18 protein-coding genes are annotated in these 17,872 nt (G+C 69.7%); 11 read left to right on the forward strand and 7 right to left on the reverse strand.

Translation table 11 applies throughout. From position 1 onward, the window contains the following. Positions 1 to 76: 76 nt before the first annotated feature. The 3 genes from ABZ194_RS01100 (at position 77) to ABZ194_RS01110 (ending at position 2,347) form a co-directional block, all read left to right on the forward strand. Complete coding sequence (locus ABZ194_RS01100; RefSeq protein ID WP_355590352.1) at positions 77 to 532, forward strand: GNAT family N-acetyltransferase; 456 nt, start codon at positions 77 to 79, stop codon at positions 530 to 532. A 52-nt stretch (positions 533 to 584) separates the two neighbouring features. Then, positions 585 to 1,184, forward strand: coding sequence for a dephospho-CoA kinase (coaE, locus tag ABZ194_RS01105; protein ID WP_355590355.1), 600 nt, complete (start codon positions 585 to 587; stop codon positions 1,182 to 1,184). Positions 1,185 to 1,444: 260 nt separating this feature from the next. Continuing rightward, positions 1,445 to 2,347: a PIG-L family deacetylase gene (locus tag ABZ194_RS01110; RefSeq protein WP_355590358.1), complete on the forward strand. Its 903-nt coding sequence runs from the start codon at positions 1,445 to 1,447 to the stop codon at positions 2,345 to 2,347. A gap of 209 nt (positions 2,348 to 2,556) precedes the next feature. On the opposite strand, the gene ABZ194_RS01115 is transcribed toward ABZ194_RS01110, so the two are convergent. Beyond that, on the reverse strand, positions 2,557 to 2,718 hold the full coding sequence (locus ABZ194_RS01115; RefSeq protein ID WP_355590361.1) for a DUF3073 domain-containing protein: 162 nt from the start codon (positions 2,716 to 2,718) through the stop codon (positions 2,557 to 2,559). Between the two features lie 190 nt (positions 2,719 to 2,908). On the opposite strand from ABZ194_RS01115, the gene ABZ194_RS01120 reads away from it, so the two are divergent. Next, positions 2,909 to 3,244 (forward strand): metalloregulator ArsR/SmtB family transcription factor, encoded by a 336-nt coding sequence (locus ABZ194_RS01120; protein WP_355590577.1) that lies wholly within the window; start codon positions 2,909 to 2,911, stop codon positions 3,242 to 3,244. Between the two features lie 138 nt (positions 3,245 to 3,382). Here ABZ194_RS01120 and ABZ194_RS01125 read toward each other — a convergent pair whose 3' ends face one another. The 4 genes from ABZ194_RS01125 to ABZ194_RS01140 form a co-directional block, all read right to left on the reverse strand. Then, positions 3,383 to 3,649: a hypothetical protein gene (locus ABZ194_RS01125; protein WP_355590364.1), complete on the reverse strand. Its 267-nt coding sequence runs from the start codon at positions 3,647 to 3,649 to the stop codon at positions 3,383 to 3,385. A 184-nt stretch (positions 3,650 to 3,833) separates the two neighbouring features. Further along, a complete protein-coding gene (locus ABZ194_RS01130) occupies positions 3,834 to 4,607 on the reverse strand; it encodes a sporulation protein (RefSeq protein WP_355590367.1) in 774 nt (257 codons plus the stop codon). A 30-nt stretch (positions 4,608 to 4,637) separates the two neighbouring features. Beyond that, a complete protein-coding gene (locus ABZ194_RS01135) occupies positions 4,638 to 5,885 on the reverse strand; it encodes an SPFH domain-containing protein (protein WP_355590370.1) in 1,248 nt (415 codons plus the stop codon). A 1-nt stretch (position 5,886) separates the two neighbouring features. After that, positions 5,887 to 7,530 (reverse strand): SPFH domain-containing protein, encoded by a 1,644-nt coding sequence (locus tag ABZ194_RS01140; protein WP_355590373.1) that lies wholly within the window; start codon positions 7,528 to 7,530, stop codon positions 5,887 to 5,889. A gap of 155 nt (positions 7,531 to 7,685) precedes the next feature. On the opposite strand from ABZ194_RS01140, the gene uvrB reads away from it, so the two are divergent. Further along, positions 7,686 to 9,797, forward strand: a complete 2,112-nt coding sequence (uvrB, locus tag ABZ194_RS01145) for an excinuclease ABC subunit UvrB (protein ID WP_355590376.1) — start codon at positions 7,686 to 7,688, stop codon at positions 9,795 to 9,797. A 139-nt stretch (positions 9,798 to 9,936) separates the two neighbouring features. Here uvrB and ABZ194_RS01150 read toward each other — a convergent pair whose 3' ends face one another. Then, the gene (locus tag ABZ194_RS01150) at positions 9,937 to 10,551 is read right to left on the reverse strand and encodes a hypothetical protein (RefSeq protein ID WP_355590379.1); all 615 of its coding nucleotides are present in this window, start codon (positions 10,549 to 10,551) and stop codon (positions 9,937 to 9,939) included. Positions 10,552 to 10,722: 171 nt separating this feature from the next. Continuing rightward, complete coding sequence (locus ABZ194_RS01155) at positions 10,723 to 11,424, reverse strand: acyltransferase (protein WP_355590382.1); 702 nt, start codon at positions 11,422 to 11,424, stop codon at positions 10,723 to 10,725. 186 nt (positions 11,425 to 11,610) lie between these two features. On the opposite strand from ABZ194_RS01155, the gene ABZ194_RS01160 reads away from it, so the two are divergent. From ABZ194_RS01160 to scpB, 6 genes are all read left to right on the forward strand, one after another. Continuing rightward, positions 11,611 to 13,281 carry a CTP synthase gene (locus ABZ194_RS01160; RefSeq protein WP_355590385.1) on the forward strand — a complete coding sequence of 557 codons (1,671 nt, stop codon included), beginning with the start codon at positions 11,611 to 11,613 and terminating at the stop codon, positions 13,279 to 13,281. Between the two features lie 98 nt (positions 13,282 to 13,379). Then, a complete protein-coding gene (locus ABZ194_RS01165) occupies positions 13,380 to 13,976 on the forward strand; it encodes an NUDIX hydrolase (RefSeq protein ID WP_355590580.1) in 597 nt (198 codons plus the stop codon). A gap of 12 nt (positions 13,977 to 13,988) precedes the next feature. Then, positions 13,989 to 14,915, forward strand: a complete 927-nt coding sequence (locus tag ABZ194_RS01170) for a tyrosine recombinase (RefSeq protein ID WP_355590583.1) — start codon at positions 13,989 to 13,991, stop codon at positions 14,913 to 14,915. Positions 14,916 to 15,014: 99 nt separating this feature from the next. Beyond that, on the forward strand, positions 15,015 to 15,956 hold the full coding sequence (locus ABZ194_RS01175) for a ParA family protein (protein ID WP_355590388.1): 942 nt from the start codon (positions 15,015 to 15,017) through the stop codon (positions 15,954 to 15,956). A 36-nt stretch (positions 15,957 to 15,992) separates the two neighbouring features. Then, a complete protein-coding gene (locus tag ABZ194_RS01180) occupies positions 15,993 to 16,817 on the forward strand; it encodes a segregation/condensation protein A (RefSeq protein WP_355590391.1) in 825 nt (274 codons plus the stop codon). Next, positions 16,810 to 17,367 (forward strand): SMC-Scp complex subunit ScpB, encoded by a 558-nt coding sequence (gene scpB, locus ABZ194_RS01185; protein WP_355590394.1) that lies wholly within the window; start codon positions 16,810 to 16,812, stop codon positions 17,365 to 17,367. The genes ABZ194_RS01180 and scpB overlap by 8 nt, the downstream gene beginning before the upstream one ends. Positions 17,368 to 17,872: the final 505 nt, after the last annotated feature.

Consider the following 17,872-nt stretch of genomic DNA (forward strand, 5'->3'; position numbering starts at 1 on the left):
GTCACAAGAAATCCGAGGATCACAAGAAAGGGCCCCGCTCCGGCGGGGCCCTTTCCCATGCGGCTAGGGTTGCGCCGTGACCGTGATCGAGTGGGCGGAGCCCGACGACGCAGGCGAGATCCTGACCGTGCAGCGGGCCGCCTATGTGGGAGAGGCACAGCTCTACGGAGACCCGTTCATCCCGCCGCTGGTGGAGTCGGCCGAGCAGGTCCGCAGGGCGGTGGAGACGGGCATCGTGCTCGTCGCCCGCCGGGAGCGGCGCATCGTCGGCGCGGTCCGGGGGCGGATGTCCGGCACCACCTGCCTGGTCGGCCGCCTGGTGGTCGCCCCGGACGCGCAGGGCAGGGGGGTCGGCGGGGCCCTGCTGGCGGCACTCCACGACGAGGCCGCCGCGGCCCTGGTGTTCGACCTGTCCACCGGGCATCTGTCCGAGGGCAACCTGCGGCTCTACCGCCGTCACGGCTATCGGGAGACCCGCAGGGAGCGGATGAGCGACCATCTGACCCTGGTTCACCTGCGCAGGGAAACGTAGGGCCGCCGGGCCGCCCCCGGGGACCCCGGCCGGAGCGCGTATGCTGCGGATCATGCTGAAGGTGGGGCTTACCGGGGGGATCGGGTCCGGAAAGAGCGAGGTGTCGCGACGGCTGGCCGCCAGGGGCGCCGTGGTGATCGACGCCGACAGGATCGCCCGGGAGGTGGTCGAGCCGGGCACCGAGGGGCTGGCGCGGATCGTCGCGCTCTTCGGTGCCGGGGTGCTGCGCGAGGACGGGTCGCTCAACCGGGAGGGGCTCGGCTCGATCGTCTTCGCCGACTCCGAGAAGCTGGCCTCGCTCAACGGCATTGTGCACCCGCTGGTCGGGGCACGGGTGGCCGAGCTGCAGAGCCGGGCGCCCGGGGACGCGATCGTGGTCTACGACGTGCCGCTGCTGGTGGAGAACAACCTCGCCTCCATGTACGACGTCGTGATCGTCGTGGACGCCGCGGACGAGTTGCGCCTCGACCGGCTGGTCCGGCTGCGGGGCATGGCCGAGCCGGACGCCAGGGCCAGGCTCGCCGCCCAGGCGAGCCGCGAGGAGCGGTTGAAGGCCGCTGACGTCGTGGTGCCGAACGAGGGGTCCCTGGAGGAGTTGGAGGCCCGGGTGGCCGAGGTCTGGGCCGGGCTGTCCGCCCGCGCCGCGGTGTGAGCCGGCCGGGGCGCGAGGGGGCGTCCCTGGAACGCGCCCCGGTCCCCGGCCGCCCGGCCCGTCCGGCCGCAGGTCACCCCGAGGTCACGGTGGGGCCAGGCTCCGGTCGCGGACCGGGCTCCCTCTTTTGAATGACCCCCCATAACTAAAGATCATCCAAATAGGTCATTTAACCAAGTAATCCTGCCATCTACTGTCGAAGCAACTATCAGTGGCGACGGGCAGTGGCGACGGGGGTCGGCGTGCGAGGCGTGCGAAGTATGTGCGTGATTGCGGCGATCGCCGCCATCGCACTGCCGATGGTGTTACCGGTGGCCCGGATCCCCGGTCCCGCGACCTTGTTCGCCGGCAGGACGCCACAGGGGGTTTACCTGCAGGTGGTCGCCCATCCCGATGACGACCTGCTGTTCATGAGCCCCGATCTGCTGAGGCTGCTGGCGCGTGGGGCGCGCAGCGTCACGGTCTATCTGACGGCAGGGGAGTCGGTGGCGGGGATGCGCGACGACCGCGCCCCGATAGGGTACGCCGGAGACCGGCAGCGGGGTATCCGGGCGGCCTACGCCTGGGTCACCGGGGCCCGCGACCTGTGGCGGCGCAGGATGACGACCCTGGGCCGGCTCCCGGTCGAGGTGGACACGCTGACCGATCTGCCCCGCGTCCAGTTGGTCTTCGTCGGGCTGCCCGACGGAGGTGATCCCCGGGCGGACGGCGGCCGTGGCGCGCTGACCCGGCTCTGGGCCGACCCCGCGGGCCGCACCTGTGTGCACGCCTTCCTGTACCGGGGAGCCTGCCTGTCCCACGGCGACGTGCTGGACATGCTGCGCGCGTTGATGCGGACCTTCCGTCCCACCGTACTGCGCGTCCTCGATCCGTCTCCGCCGCCGGTGGGCTCGGACCACCCCGACCACGTGGCCGCCGCCCGGTTCGCGATGGAGGCCGCGCCCCCGGGCGTCGAGGTGATCCCCTACCGGGGGTACACGATCGGGCCACTGCCCGCCAATCTGGAGCCGGCCGAACGCGAGATCAAACGGAAGGTTTTCGCGATCTACCGGCAGCACGACTACCGGGCCGGTCCCGGCCACCGTTACGACACCTGGCTGGAGCGGATGTATCGGCGCTGGCCGGGCGGCGTCCCCGCCCGCGATCCGGGGTCCTCGCGCTGACGGGGACCCGGCCGCGGCGCGGACGCCGCCCGGCCTCTACCGGCAAGGGGAGCACACCCGCCTCCTACGTCTGTGGACCGGAAACCTCTGTGACCCGGAAAGGGAGCACGACCGGCTCACTGAGGGGCGTGGCCGCTCTTTCCGGCCATGCCCCGGGATGAGACACCGGCTCGGAAGATCTTCCCGGGCGTCTCTCGAACCCCTCGGACCTACGTGTCCGCCGACACCTCGGCCGTCACGTCGTCCTCGCCGGCCGGAGCCGAGTCACCGCCGAGCTCTCGCTGCAGCCGTTCGAGATCGAGGTTGTGAGTGCTGTACTTCAGATCGCGAGCCACCTTCGTCTGCTTCGCCTTGGCCCGGCCTCGCCCCATCTGCTCCGCCCCTTCACCCGTGCTTGCGGCACCTTTCGGACCCATCTTAATCTAAGGTCCTTACGACTTGAAAAATTATGCAATTGGACATATTGTGACTTATGATTATCTGCCGGAATAATGGCGATTTGACTGATGTGGCGGGGAGCGGAGACGGGTACGAGCTCGCGGCCGAGAGTGCGGCATGATCATGCCGGTCCCTCTCTACCAGGCCAAGGCCGACTTCTTTCGCACACTGGGACACCCAGTGCGTATCCGGGTGCTGGAGTTGCTGCAGGGCGGTCCGCTCCCGGTACGGGACCTTCTGGGAGAGATCGACGTCGAGGCGTCCAGCCTCTCCCAGCAACTCGCGGTGCTCCGCCGGGCCGGCATCGTGTCGGCCACCCGTGAGGGGGGCACGGTCGTCTACGCTCTGGCGACGCCGGATGTGGCCGAGCTGCTGTTCGCGGCGCGGCGGATCCTGACCGAGATGCTGGCCGGGCAGGGCGAACTGCTGGCCGAGCTGCGCGCCGAGGCGCGGCGATGAGCCTGGTCCATGTAGTGGGGGGCGACGGTCCGTCACTCGCCGGTGGCCGACCTGCTCAGAGGGGCGCGGCACGCCCTCACCGAGGTCCTGTCCGGCCGGGGACCACCGCCCGTCCGGAGCAGACCGGAGCCCCCCTCACTACCGGGCCCTGCCCGACAGCAACGCCGCCCAGACCACCCGGGCCTGGGTGAGCGACCACCGGGGCGTCTCGTGCGTCTCGGCCCCCTCCCTCACCCGGACGGTCCGCCGGACGAACGCCTGCCCGCCGCCCTCGCACAGCTCGTAGACCGGACTCCGGCAGTCACAGGTCCAGGCCAGCGCCCGCACCCGCTCGGGCGTCCGGTACGGCACCCGCCAGTCCAGTCGCACGTGGTCGCGGCGGGCCGCGACCACGTGCGGGCTCACACACTCCTCCGGCGGCATCACGACAACCCTCCACTCGTCCGTCCCGGGCCATCGCGGCGGACGTCTCGCCGGCGTCTTCGTAGCCGCGGGCGGTACGGCGTGCGGTGGTGAGGAGATCGTCATCCTGCGGTCCCGGCCGACGGGAAGGGGCGGCGGCCGGGGCGTGGTCGTGCGGCCGGAAGGGTCAGAACCAGCCGCGGTGCTGGGCCATCGCGTGGAGACCGGCGCGCAGCGACTGCTCGACCTGGCCGGGGTGGTCGCCGTAGTGGACCGTGAACCGGTTGTAGGTGTCGTGGCTGGAGCTCAGGAAGCCGCCCCGCTTGTCGGCCTCCAGGATGACGTCCATCGACTGAGGGCCGGAGATGAAGGTCAGCTCAAGCTCGTTGAAGTGCCGGGCGTACTCGTGCCCGGCGTAGTACTCGATCTCCTGGAAGAACGGCATCCGCGAACCGCGCAGGGTGCCCCGCTCCAGGTCCGCCTTCTTGAAGCGGAAGCCCATCTGGTCCAGCGCGCCGAGCACGTGGTCCTGAGCGGGCAGCGGGTTGACGAACAGCGGGTCGAGGTCGCCCTTGTCCAGCGCGCCGGCCAGCGAGAGCTCGGTGGAGACACCCAGTTGCATGCCGCGCAGCGGGTGGCCGCCGATGGCGCTGATCGGCGTCTCCCACGGCACGGGAATCTCGAAGGGGGCCGACTGCGGGGCGCCCGCCGCGAGGTGGAACGGTCCGGTGATCTGCTGGCGGAGGAAGCTGTGGGTCGACTTGTACTCGTTGTCACCGCTCTCGACCTCCACGACCGCGGTGAAGTCGATGAAGATGCCCTCGACCTTGTAGTCGGAACCGCCGCCGCGGAAGTTGACCTGCCCCCGCAGGAGCTCACCGGGGCGGACGTTGGAGTTTTGCAGGACCGTGTCGACCTCGACACCGGCGCCGAAGGCGGCCATCAGTTTACGGAACACCATTGGGGGACTCCCAGAATCGATGAGAAGGTTTCAGTTGGGTTCGACGGACGGCTTGACCTGATCGTTCCCTCCGCTGATCTGCGGCAGAAGGTTGGCCAGGAGCATGGTGGACAGTACAGAGGACTCGCCCGAGGAGCCACCGGTCCTGATGACGACGGGGCGGGGCGCGTGCTCGGCGAGCTTGGCGCCCACCTCCAGACGCCGGCGCGCCAGCTCATACTGGAGTACGGCGCGGTTGTCGCGGTAGGAGCCGGCCAGCCGGCGCAGCCCCTTGGCCTCGTTCTCCGCCGAGGTGAGCTCGGCCCGGCCTCTGGCCTCGATCTCCCAGCGCACCCGCTGCGCCTCGGTCTCGTGCTCCTCCAGCATGCGGGCGACGTCCTTGCGCGCGGTGTTGGCGGCGGCCCTGACCTCGACGATCCGGGCGTCCCTCGTCTTCTTGGCGCGCTCGATCTCCATCAGCAGGGTGTCGATCCGCCGCTTGCGGGTCAGCTCCCACTCCCGCTCGAAGGCCGACAGCTCCTTGGCGACCTTCTCCCGGGTGGCCAGATGCTGCTGGTACTGGTCGGGCAGCTGCACGTCGGGGATGTTGGCGCCGGTGATGCGCACGCCGTACCGGCCGAGCTGGCGGGTCAGCAGCTCCTGCATGTCACCCACGTCGGAACCGCGCAGGTCGTAGGCCCGCTCGGTGTTGACCTGGCGGCTGCGCTGGCGGATGGCGTCCTGTACGGCGCTGCTGAGCACGAGGTCGAAGTTGCCCGCGCCGATCGTCCTGACGAAGGCCACCGGGTCGACGATGCGGAACTTCAGGAAGAACTCGATCGACTTCAGCGGCACGTTCTCCGCGGTCGGGCAGGCCGAGATCGGGGCGGAGTAGGGGATCTCGGTGGAGGTGTCCACCACCGCGTCCACCCGGTCCCAGGGCAGCCACAAATAGTGGCGGCCGGGGGGCAGGGAGCCGACGATGGCGCCCCACCGGCTGCGCACGCCGGTGGTGCCCTCCTCGATCTCGATGATGGCCCGGCGCCAGAGCCACACCAGCGCCACGAGCAGGGACAGCGCCGCGCCGGCCGAGGCCAGGACGGAGAACGCCCCGCGGCTCAGCAGTGCCGTACCGGCGAGGTAGAGCGCGAACAGCAGCAGTGCCACCCAGGCGAAGCCCCGGCGGTCCTTGGGAATGACGACCGGGACCAACCGGCCGGACTCGCCGCCGCGGAGCAGCTGGCGGATCTCCGACCAGGAGGCCAGGGATTCCTTGATCTTGGAGAACTCTCGGCTCATCTCAGGCGTCTTCCTGCGCGGCGGGCACAGCGGACCCGGGGGGCATGGTGATGGGGGCTGTGACGGGCGCGGGGGGCGGTACGGCGCTCCGGGCGGCTCCCACGGTCTCGGCGGGTTCGGCGACAGGGTTGAGCAGCGTGGCGATCTCGGCCTCCCGGTCCCGGACCCGGTGGCCGATCTCGGTGATCCGTCCTCTGATCGCCGCCATGTCCGTCTCGGAGAACAACTGTGTCTCGTGGCCGCCGACCAGCTGCCCGGCCAGCGCGAGCAGGTCGATGTCGGCGGTCTCGCCGACCTGTACCACCCGGGGCAGGTGGGAGGCCACGGCCTCCAGCCGGTCGAGCAGGTCCTGCTGGAACCGGTAGCCCAGGATCTCCGGCGCCTCGGCGGCGCTCAGCGCCCGGATGTCCAGCGCCTGCGCCTCCAGCAGCGCCGCGTTGGCCTTGGCGGTGGACTCCGCCTCCACCAGCCGCTGGCCCGCCTGCGCCTTGGCCTGGTGGGACGCGCGCTCCAGCGCGGTGTCCATCCGCGCCTGGTAGCCCGCGATCTCGGCCTGGATGGCCGACAGCTGCTCCTGCAGTCCGGCGAGTTCCTTGATCAGGTCACCCTCGTTCTGCTCCTTGCGCAACTGGAGTTCGTAGCCGTAGGTGTACGCCTCCTTGGCCACCCTGATCATCTCCGGGGCCGCCAGATCCATCCGGTACTCCTGGCTGGACGGCTCGGCGTGGGTGATGTTCACGTCGGTGAGCCGTACGGCGGGCAGGAACTGCTGGTTCAGGCTGTCCAGCATGCCCAGGGTGCTCTCCCCGACCAGGTCGTAGATCTCCTCGGCGCGCTGGGCGTAGATCAGGGAGCGGGTGACCTCGCTGATGGCGTTCTGCAGCTTGGCCTGGAAGCCGCCGACCGAGCCCAGGACGAAGATGAACTCGGCCGGGTCCTCGATCCTGAACTGCAGGAACAGATCCACGCTGGCCTTGACGCCCTGCTGGGTCGGGGCCTCGCGGATGGGCGCGTTGAAGGGGTACTCGCGGGTGGTGTTGACGATGTAGCCGACCCGCTTCCACGGGTTGAACAGCGTCACCCGGCCGGGCTCGGCGATCTGCACGAGCTTGCCGAACTTGGTGATCAGCGCCTTGCAGCCCTCGGGCACCATGACCACGCTCCGCCGCCACCACAGGAACGCCGCGGCCAGCACCAGCACGGCCCAGTAGTGCGGCCCGAACAGCACCCGCGCGCCGTCGGGCAGCCCGGTGGCGACCAGGCCGACCAGGCCGAGCCCCGCCAGGACGACCAGCGGGACGACGACCCGGGCGGTTCCGCTTCTGGGGATCACCACGGGCGAGATCACGTGGACCGTCTCGCCGTTCGGGCCCTCGCCGCCGAAGCTGCGGTTGACGATCTCGCCGGCCTCGTTCAGTGACGCGCTGCGAGCCTCGATGAGCGTGCTCGCCGAGGCGCCCTGGTCGCGTGCGGCCAGGAAGTCCGCGGGGTTGAGCGCGAACCCCTTCTCCCCGACCACCTGCCCGCCCGCCTGTCCGGCTATCTGCCCGGCGACCTGTCCGGCGATCTGGCGCAGGTCGCCCCCCTGACCGTATGCCTGGGCGGCCGCCATCGCCGACTGTATGGCCTCTCTTGGCCGCGACATCACACCTCCAAGGTTATTCATCTAGTGGAAGCCCGATATATCACGCTTGGTGATGGTGTGCAGGCGGTGGACAGTAAAGGGCACGCGGCTTGCGGCCGGCTTGACACGTGGTTGAAGGGTGAGGAATGTCGGTGGCGCCGCCTACAGTGGTTCAGGTGAGGCCGGTAACAGATTTGCAGCGTAAGGTGGCCCCCTTCGAGGTCGTCACCGACATGACCCCCTCGGGCGACCAGCCCACCGCGATCGCCGAGCTTGAGCGGCGCGTGCGGGCGGGCGACGGGGACAACGTCCTGCTGGGCGCCACGGGCACGGGCAAGACGGCCACGGTCGCCTGGTTGATCGAGCGGCTGCAGCGGCCGGCCCTGGTCATCCAGCCCAACAAGACGCTCGCCGCCCAGTTCGCCAACGAACTCCGGGAGATGCTGCCCAACAACGCGGTCGAATACTTCGTCTCCTACTACGACTACTACCAGCCCGAGGCGTACGTCCCGCAGAGCGACACCTACATCGAGAAGGACTCCTCGATCAACGACGAGGTCGAGCGGCTGCGCCACTCGGCGACCAACTCGCTGCTGACCCGCCGCGACACGATCGTGGTGGCCTCGGTGTCGTGCATCTACGGCCTGGGCACCCCCCAGGAGTATGTCGACCGCATGGCCCGGCTCAAGGTGGGCCAGGAGTTCGAGCGCGACAGGCTGCTGCGCCGCCTGGTCGACATGCAGTACACCCGTAACGACCTGGCCTTCACCCGGGGCACCTTCCGGGTGCGTGGCGACACGATCGAGATCATCCCGAAGTACGAAGAGCTCGCCGTGCGGATCGAGATGTTCGGCGACGAGATCGAGAAGCTCTCCACCATGCATCCGCTGACCGGCGAGGTGATCACGGAGGACGACGAGCTCTACATCTTCCCCGCCTCCCACTACGTCGCCGGCGCCGAGCGGATGGAGAAGGCCGTTCTGGGCATCGAGGCCGAGCTCGCCGAGACCCTGGAGAGGATGGAGCGGCAGGGCAAGCTCCTTGAGGCCCAGCGACTGCGCATGCGCACCACCTACGACCTGGAGATGATGCGCCAGATCGGCACCTGCTCCGGCATCGAGAACTACTCCCGTCACATGGACGGCCGCGCTCCCGGCAGCGCGCCCAACACCCTCCTCGACTACTTCCCCGAGGACTTCCTCCTGGTCCTGGACGAGTCGCACCAGACGGTCCCGCAGATCGGCGCGATGTACGAGGGCGACGCCTCCCGAAAGCGCACCCTGGTGGAGCACGGCTTCCGGCTGCCCTCGGCGATGGACAACCGCCCGCTGAAGTGGGAGGAGTTCCTGGAGCGGATCGGCCAGACCGTCTACCTGTCGGCCACCCCGGGAAGCTACGAGCTGGGCCGCAGCGGAGGCGACGTGGTCGAGCAGGTCATCCGGCCGACCGGCCTGGTCGACCCCGAGGTGATCGTCAAGCCCACGAAGTCCCAGATCGACGACCTGGTCCACGAGATCAGGATCCGGACCGAGAAGGACGAGCGGGTGCTGGTCACCACGCTGACCAAGAAGATGTCGGAGGATCTCACCGACTACCTCCTGGAGCTCGGCATCCGGGTTCGCTACCTGCACAGCGAGGTCGACACGCTGCGCCGCATCGAGCTCCTCCGCGAGCTGCGGATGGGCGAGTTCGACGTGCTGGTCGGCATCAACCTGCTCCGCGAGGGCCTGGACCTGCCCGAGGTGTCGCTGGTCGCCATCCTCGACGCCGACAAGGAGGGCTTCCTCCGCTCGGAGACCTCCCTGATCCAGACCATCGGCCGCGCGGCCCGCAACGTCTCCGGTCAGGTGCACATGTACGCCGACCGGATCACCCCCTCCATGGAGCGGGCGATCGAGGAGACCAGCAGGCGCCGGGCCAAGCAGGCCGCCTACAACGAGGCCAACGGCATCGACCCGCAGCCGCTCCGCAAGAAGATCGCCGACATCCTCGACTCGCTCAACCGGGAGGACGCCGACACCGCCCAGCTCCTCGGGGGCGACGGACGCCGGCAGTCGCGCGGCAAGGCCCCGGTGCCCGGCTTCGCGGCCAAGCAGGCGGGCCGGCACGCCAAGACGATCGCGGGGGAGATGCCCAGGGCCCAGCTGGAGGTCCTGGTCGAGTCGCTCACCGACCAGATGCACCAGGCGGCCGCCGACCTTCAGTTCGAGGTCGCCGCCCGGCTCCGCGACGAGATCAAGGAGCTCAAGCGAGAGGTCCGCGACATGCGCGAGGCGGGAGTCTCCTGAGCCGGCACCCCAGGCCGGCACCTTGAGCCGTGAGGACACCGCCGGCGAATCGATCGACAAGTGAGCGGTGAGGCACAGGTCCAGGGGCCAAGGGCGCGAGGGCGGCGGGGGACTCCGGGGCTGTTCGGCGGCGGCCGTCTCAGCCGTGGCCGTCGCGGAAGGAGCGGTTGACCGCCGTGCGGTTGTAGAGCTCGTCGATCTCCTCCAGCGGGTCGGGGGCGCGGCGACGTGCCTCGATCTCCAGGTCGGTGCGGCTCTGGACGTCGTCGATGCCGACGGCCGAGTGCGACATCTGGTCGTTGAGCAGGTCGGCGCGGATCCGGGCACAGGACGTGGTCAGCTTGGCGTGGTGCTCGCGCAGGCGGTTCAGGGAGGCGTGGTCGACGTAGGCCGAGGTGCGGCTGTGCTGGGCGTAGAGGCCGAGCTGGGTGTCCAGCCGGTCCGCGTGCCCGCCGATCTCGGCCACCAACTGGGGCAGGTCACCCAGGCCCCACCCGTCGCGCAGCGCGTGGTCCACCGCCTGCCTGGTCAACGAGACCTCCCGGCGTAGATCCAGGCGCATCCGCTCCGTCTCGCCGGCGTCGCCGGGGTCCATCGCCGCCACGTGGGAGACGACCCGGCTGGTCACCTTGCGGGCCTTCTTGGTGGCCTTCTTGCCGACCTTGACCAGGAGGTAGATGCCCGCGGCTCCCACGAGCAGGAAGAGCAGCAGAATCACCAGCAGTATGGAGAGGAAAGTGCTGATCGGAGTCACCTCCCAACGGGGCGAAATCAGGGTGTTTCGAGCATAGCTCGCGTCCTCGTCCGGGTGCGGATGCCAAGCCGCTGAAAACGGCCGGGCGAGGTGACGTCCCACACTCGCTCATCGACTCCCGGCCGCCGATCGATCCCGCCACACTCCCGCCGGGGGCGTGTCCCCGCGGGTTCAGGCGGTGCCGACCGATCCGGCCGGTTCGGTCCGGGCACCGCCGATCCCGGCCTCCCCCGGGTGGGGGACGCCGGTCTCGGCGCGGACGGTGCCGAGGTGGGGCGGGAGCCAGCCCTCCCCGGCCACGTAGTGGCGGACGATCCGGGCGGGCACGCCGGCGATCACGCTGTGGTCCGGGAACTCCCCGCGGACCACGGCTCCGCCCGCGACCACGCACTGCCTGCCGATCCGGGTTCCCGGCAGGATGATCGAGCCGGCGCCCAGCCAGGAGCCCGAGCCGATGACCACGGGGTTGTTCCGCGGCCACTGACGGCCGATCGGTGTCTCAGGGTCGTCGTAGACGTGGTTCTGGTCGGTGATGTAGACGTAGGGGCCGGTGAACACGTGGTCGCCGATGTCGATCGACTGGTGTCCGACGATGTGGCTGCCCCTGCCGATCGAGCAGCTCCCGCCGATCCGCACGATCGAGTCCGGCCCCAGGTCCACCCCGGGGCCCATGCCCGCGGAGATGGAGACCCGTTCGCCGACCAGGGTGTGCGCGCCGATCTCGATCCACGCCTCGCCGAAGACGGCTCCGACGGGGAACGACAGGCAGGCGCCCTCGCCGAGGCGGCGGAACCGGTACCCCGCCGGACTGGCCGGGCTCACCGTTCCGGCCGCGCGGACCGCGATCCAGGCACGGTGGATCAAGCTGCCCATAGCGCGCCGTACCACACCACGAAGTGACATAGCGGCCCAAGTTACTCCCTGGTCGTATGGTGGCGAAATGCGGGGCGGGGGACGGGCGGGCGGTTCGCGGCAACCGTTTGATATCCTGAGAGCCCGTGGGCATGTAGGCCTCCATCAGGGTGCGCCGACTGATCTATGACGACCACGGGAGACTTCTTGCGCAGCGCCGCACACACCAAGCATCTGTTCGTCACCGGCGGCGTCGCCTCCAGTCTCGGTAAGGGACTGACGGCCTCCAGCCTCGGGCGTCTTCTTAAACTGCGGGGCCTGCGGGTCACCATGCAGAAACTCGACCCCTACCTCAACGTCGACCCCGGAACGATGAACCCGTTCCAGCACGGCGAGGTCTTCGTCACCGACGACGGCGCCGAGACCGACCTCGACGTCGGTCACTACGAGCGCTTCCTCGACACCGAGCTGCACGGTTCGGCGAACGTCACCACCGGCCAGGTCTACTCCAACGTCATCGCCAAGGAGCGCCGCGGCGAGTACCTCGGGGACACCGTGCAGGTCATCCCGCACATCACCAACGAGATCAAGGACCGGATCCGCTCCATGGCCGGTCCCGACGTGGACGTGGTCATCACCGAGGTCGGCGGCACCGTCGGCGACATCGAGTCGCTGCCCTTCCTGGAGGCCGTCCGCCAGATCCGCCACGAGGTCGGCCGGGACAACGTCTTCTTCCTGCACGTCTCGCTGCTGCCGTACATCGGCCCCAGCGGCGAGCTGAAGACCAAGCCCACGCAGCACTCGGTCGCCGCGCTGCGCAGCATCGGCATCCAGCCCGACGCGATCGTCTGCCGCTCCGACCGGCCGATCACCAACTCGCTCAAGCGCAAGATCAGCCTCATGTGCGACGTCGACGAGGACGCGGTCGTCTCCGCCATCGACGCGGCGAGCATCTACGACATCCCCAAGGTGCTGCACTCCGAGGGACTGGACGCCTACGTGGTGCGCCGTCTCGGCCTGCCCTTCCGCGACGTGGACTGGAAGGAGTGGGAGCAGCTCCTGCGCCGGGTGCACCGCCCGGCCAAGGAGGTCACGATCGCGCTCGTCGGCAAGTACATCGACCTGCCCGACGCCTACCTGTCGGTCACCGAGGCGTTGCGCGCGGGCGGTTTCGCCAACGACGCCCGCGTCAACATCCGCTGGGTGAAGAGCGACGACTGTGAGACGCCCGACGGCGCCGCCCGCGAGCTGGACGGCGTGGACGGCGTGCTGATCCCCGGCGGGTTCGGCGTGCGAGGCATCGAGGGCAAGCTTGGCGCGGTCCAGCACGCCAGGGAGAACAGGGTTCCGCTGCTCGGCCTCTGCCTGGGCATGCAGTGCATCGTCATCGAGGCCGCCCGCAACCTGGCCGGCATCGAGGACGCGGGCAGCAGCGAGTTCGACGTCGAGACCACCCACCCGGTCATCTCCACCATGGCGGATCAGGAGGACGTCGTCTCCGGCGATCGCGACATGGGCGGCACCATGCGGCTGGGTCTCTACCCCGCCAAGCTCACCGAGGGATCCCTCGCCCGCCGGCTGTACGGCATGGCCAAGGTGGACGAGCGTCACCGTCACCGCTACGAGGTCAACAACTCCTACCGTGACCAGCTGGAGAAGGTCGGCCTGGTCTTCTCCGGTCTGTCGCCCGACGGCCGCCTCGTGGAGTACGCCGAGCTGCCCGTCGACGTCCACCCCTTCTTCATCGGCACCCAGGCGCACCCGGAGTTCCGCTCCCGCCCGACCCGCCCGCACCCGCTGTTCAAGGGCCTCATCGGCGCGGCCCTGACCTACGCCGACGTCCGGGGCGCCACGGCCAGGGCGGGGCGGGGCAAGTGAGCGACCTCGTCCCCGGCCCCGCGCCCGCCCTCGTACCCCGTCCCGAGGCCGACCCCGTGACCGATTTCACGGCCGGTCCCGCGGCCGGCGTCGCCGACCTGCCGGAGGAGTGGAAGGTCGCCTCCTCCGCCGAGCACTTCAGCGGACGCGTCATCACCGCGGTGACCGACGCGGTCGTCATGCCGGACGGGGAGATCGTCAACCGCGACTACGTGCTCCACCCCGGATCGGTGGCCGTGCTCGCGCTCGACGACCACGACCGGGTGCTCATGATCCGGCAGTACCGTCACGCCGTCCGGCGTCTGCTCTGGGAGCTGCCCGCCGGCCTGCGGGACATCGAGGACGAGCCTCTCCACCTCGCGGCGGCCAGGGAGCTGGCCGAGGAGACCGGCTACCGGGCGGAGACCTGGCACACCCTGGTCGACGCCTTCACCTCGCCGGGCATGACCGACGAGCGGACCCGGATCTTCCTCGCCAGGGATGTCGCCCTCATCCCCGCCGGGGAGCTGGATTTCGTCCGGCGGCACGAGGAGGCCGACATGCCGGTGGTCTGGATTCCCCTGTCCGACGCGGTTCGCCGTGCCCTGGCGGGAATGATCCACAATTCCCAAGCCGTGGCCGGTATTCTCGCCGCATACGCCGCTTCGGCGGATGCTTTCGCCTCGCTGCGGCCCGCCGACGCACCGGAGGCATGACAGGAGGAGACCCTGAGCGAGACGGAGGCCGTCCTCTCCAGCTACCTCGCCCATCTGGCGGTGGAGCGGTGCCTGGCCGCCAACACATTGGCCTCCTACCGCCGTGACCTGCTGCGATACGTGGAGCATCTGCGGAACCGCAGGCGCTCCACCTTCGCGGAGGTCACCGAGGCCGATGTCACGGCCTTCCTCGCCGCACTGGCGGAGGGCGACGACAAGCACCAGGCTCTCGTCGCCAGCTCGGCGGCGCGGGCCGTCTCCGCGGTGCGTGGCCTGCACCGCTTCGCGCTGCGCGTGGGCATCTGCGGGCACGACCCGGCCCACCAGGTGCGCCCGCCGCGCAGGCTCAGGCGGCTGCCCAAGGCGATCAGTGTGAGCGACGTGGAACGGTTGATCGCGGCCTCGGGCCCGGAGGGCTCGCCGCTCACCATGCGCAACCGGGCGCTGCTGGAACTGCTGTACGGCACCGGCGCCCGCATCTCCGAGGCCGTGGGCCTCGCGGTGGACGACGTCGATCTGGGGTCGAAGACCCAGCAGGTGAGACTGCGGGGCAAGGACGGGCGCGCCCGGCTGGTACCCCTGGGCCGCTTCGCGCGAGAGGCGCTGGGCACCTATCTCGCCCGGGCCAGGCCGGGCATAGCCGCCCACGGCAGGGGCGGCCCGGGACTGTTTCTCAACGCCAGGGGTGGACGGCTCACCCGGCAGGGGGCCTGGGAGGTGCTCCAGGCCGCGGCGGAACGAGGGGGACTGGCGGGAATCTCACCGCATATCTTGCGACATTCGTTCGCAACACACCTCCTGGACGGGGGTGCGGACGTTAGGGTGGTTCAGGAATTACTCGGCCACGCCTCGGTGACCACCACCCAGGTGTACACCCTGGTCACGGTGGACAAGCTTCGGGAGGTCTACGCCGCCGCGCGTCCGCGCGCGCGGCATTGAGCTTCGTTGTGTCCGGGCGTGCCGCCTTGCCGCATACGTGATGACGCCATAGTGTCCGTCCGGACGGTCCGGTTCGAGGCCGTCAGGGAGGTTCGACTGGTGACTGTGACCACCGACGGTTCTGTCCGGGGAACGACCCCCGGAAACCCCGAGAATCCCTGGGGAGACACCAAGACCGCCGGGACCCCTCGTAGCGGGGGAGTCCTCGGCCCGACCGGACGACCTCGTCCGGTGTTCCCCGATCCGCCCCCGCGTACGGTGCACGGCCCGGCGCGTGTCGTGGCCATGGTCAACCAGAAAGGCGGCGTCGGCAAGACGACCACGACCATCAACCTGGGCGCGGCGCTGGCCGAGGCCGGGCTGAAGGTGCTGCTGGTCGACTTCGACCCGCAGGGCGCCCTCTCCGTCGGCCTCGGGATCAACCCCCACCAGCTTGACCTGACGGTCTACAACCTCCTGATGGAGCGGCAGATCACCGCCCACGACGTGCTGATGGAGACCGGCGTCGAGAGAATGGATCTGCTGCCCAGCAACATCGACCTGTCGGCGGCCGAGGTCCAGCTCGTCACGGAGGTAGCCCGCGAGCAGGTGCTCGGCCGGGTGATCAAGCCTCTCCTGCCCGAGTACGACGTCTGCCTGATCGACTGCCAGCCCTCCCTGGGGCTGCTCACGATCAACGCGCTGGCCTGCGCGCACGGCGTCATGGTGCCGCTGGAGTGCGAGTTCTTCGCGCTGCGCGGGGTCGCGTTGCTGATGGACACCATCATCAAGGTCCAGCAGCGCATCAACGAGGACCTGGTCATCGAGGGGTTGCTCGCCACCATGTACGACGCGCGTACGCTGCACGGCCGTGAGGTGCTGGCCCGGGTCGTCGAGGCGTTTGACGACAAGGTCTACCATACCGTGATCAACCGGACGGTCCGCTTCCCGGACGCCACCGTGGCCGGCGAGCCCATCACCAGTTTCGACTCCTCCTCACTCGGTGCCAGCGCCTACCGTGAACTGGCTCGCGAGGTTCTCGCCAGGTGGAACGCGCTGTAGCGGTGATCGCGGTCCCGGGTGCGGGACAATGGCGGGATGACCGAGCAGCCACAGACGGCCGTCGACACCTTCAGGGTGCACCTGGAGGTCTTCGAGGGCCCCTTCGACCTGCTGCTCGGTCTGATTTCCAAGCACAAACTGGACATCACCGAGGTCTCGCTCAGTCAGGTCACCGACGAGTTCATCTCCTACATCCGGGCCAGGGGATCGCAGTGGGACCTGGACCAGGCGAGCCACTTCCTGCTCGTCGCGGCGACCCTGCTCGACCTGAAGGCGGCCCGGCTGCTGCCGTCGGGCGAGGTCGACGACGAAGAGGATCTCGCCCTTCTGGAGGCCCGTGACCTGTTGTTCGCCCGGCTTCTCCAGTATCGGGCCTACAAGGAGGTGGTGAAGGTCCTCTCCAGCCGGATGGCCGAGGAGGCCCTGCGCTTCCCCCGGATCGTGCCGATGGAGGCCGAGTTCGCCAACCTCCTGCCCACGCTGATCCTGGGCATCGGGCCCGAGCGCCTCGCCGAGATCGCCCGGCAGGCCTTCGTCCCCAAGGTTCCGCCCTCGGTCTCGGTCGCCCACATCTATCAACCACTCGCCAATGTGCGCGATCAGGCGGTTATCCTTGTCGAGCGGCTCCGACGGCTGCGCCGGGCGACCTTCCGGGCTCTCACCTCCGACTGCGCGGGCACCTTCGAGGTCGTCGCGCGTTTCCTGGCCGTCCTGGAGCTCTACCGGGAGGCGGCCGTCTCCTTCGAGCAACTGGAGCCCCTCGGGGATCTCCACGTGACCTGGACCGGCAGCGACGACGGGGACGTCACCGTGGCCGACGACTACGACGAGAGCACGAGGAAAGAGCCCGCCGATGACTGACGCGGTAGTCGAGCCGGACCTCCGCACCGGGCTGGAGGCCATCCTGCTCGTGGTCGACGAGCCGGTCACCGAGACCACCCTCGCCCAGGTGCTGGACCGTCCCGTCCCCGAGGTCGCCAGGATGCTCCGGGAGCTGTCGGCGGAATACACCGACGGCGGCCGGGGTTTTGATCTCAGAGAGGTCGCCGGCGGCTGGCGGTTCTACACGCGGGCCGAGTGCGCGGCCCTCGTGGAGCGGTTCGTCCGCGACGGCCAGCAGGCGCGGCTCACCCAGGCCGCGCTGGAGACCCTGGCCGTGGTCGCCTACCGGCAGCCGGTCAGCCGGGCCCGGGTGGCGGCCGTCCGAGGTGTCAACAGCGAAGGCGTCATGCGTACGCTGGTAGCGAGAGGGCTGGTCGAGGAGGCCGGCACCGACCCGGAGAGCCAGGCACTGCTCTACCGGACAAGTTCGTATTTTCTTGAACGGATGGGCCTGCGGGATCTCGACGAGCTTCCCGAACTGGCGCCGTTCCTGCCCGACGACGTGGAAATCCTAGAGGAGCAGAAGTAGTGGACAACAGGCGTAGTACCCCGTCCGGTGATGGACGCGGTCGAGGCCGTGGCGGCGCCCCGCGCGGTGGCGACCCCCGTGGGGGCGGCAACTTCAGAGGCGGATCCCGAGGCGGGGCCCAGGGCGGCTTCCGTTCCGCGGCCCCTCGCGGGGACGATCGTGGCGGTTTCCGCTCCGAGGGGCCGCGCAGGGATGATCGTGACGATTCGCGTGGCCGGTACGGCAGGCCCGCCGCCGGTTCGCAGGGTGGTTCCCGTTTCGAGGGTCCGCGCAGGGATGACCGTGGGGGCTTCCGCTCCGACGGTCCGCGCCGTGATGACCGTGAAGGTTTCCGCGCCGGTCCGGCCCGCCGTGACGATCGTGGCGGTTTCCGCTCCGACGGTCCGCGCCGTGACGATCGCGATGACTCGCGTGGCCGGTACGGCAGGCCCGCCGCCGGTTCGCAGGGTGGTTCCCGTTTCGAGGGTCCGCGCAGGGATGACCGTGGGGGCTTCCGCTCCGACCG

This window comes from Streptosporangium sp. NPDC006007, from assembly GCF_040614315.1.
In the GTDB taxonomy this organism is placed as follows: domain Bacteria; phylum Actinomycetota; class Actinomycetes; order Streptosporangiales; family Streptosporangiaceae; genus Streptosporangium.

Bases quoted from the DNA above. Each gene is read 5' to 3' on its own strand.
- coaE (WP_355590355.1), top strand. From the start codon at position 585: ATGCTGAAGGTGGGGCTTACCGGGGGGATCGGGTCCGGAAAGAGCGAG.
- ABZ194_RS01110 (WP_355590358.1), top strand. From the start codon at position 1,445: ATGTGCGTGATTGCGGCGATCGCCGCCATCGCACTGCCGATGGTGTTA.
- ABZ194_RS01115 (WP_355590361.1), bottom strand. From the start codon at position 2,718: ATGGGGCGAGGCCGGGCCAAGGCGAAGCAGACGAAGGTGGCTCGCGAT.
- ABZ194_RS01120 (WP_355590577.1), top strand. From the start codon at position 2,909: ATGCCGGTCCCTCTCTACCAGGCCAAGGCCGACTTCTTTCGCACACTG.
- ABZ194_RS01130 (WP_355590367.1), bottom strand. From the start codon at position 4,607: ATGGTGTTCCGTAAACTGATGGCCGCCTTCGGCGCCGGTGTCGAGGTC.
- ABZ194_RS01135 (WP_355590370.1), bottom strand. From the start codon at position 5,885: ATGAGCCGAGAGTTCTCCAAGATCAAGGAATCCCTGGCCTCCTGGTCG.
- ABZ194_RS01140 (WP_355590373.1), bottom strand. From the start codon at position 7,530: ATGTCGCGGCCAAGAGAGGCCATACAGTCGGCGATGGCGGCCGCCCAG.
- ABZ194_RS01155 (WP_355590382.1), bottom strand. From the start codon at position 11,424: ATGGGCAGCTTGATCCACCGTGCCTGGATCGCGGTCCGCGCGGCCGGA.
- ABZ194_RS01180 (WP_355590391.1), top strand. From the start codon at position 15,993: ATGACCGAGCAGCCACAGACGGCCGTCGACACCTTCAGGGTGCACCTG.
- scpB (WP_355590394.1), top strand. From the start codon at position 16,810: ATGACTGACGCGGTAGTCGAGCCGGACCTCCGCACCGGGCTGGAGGCC.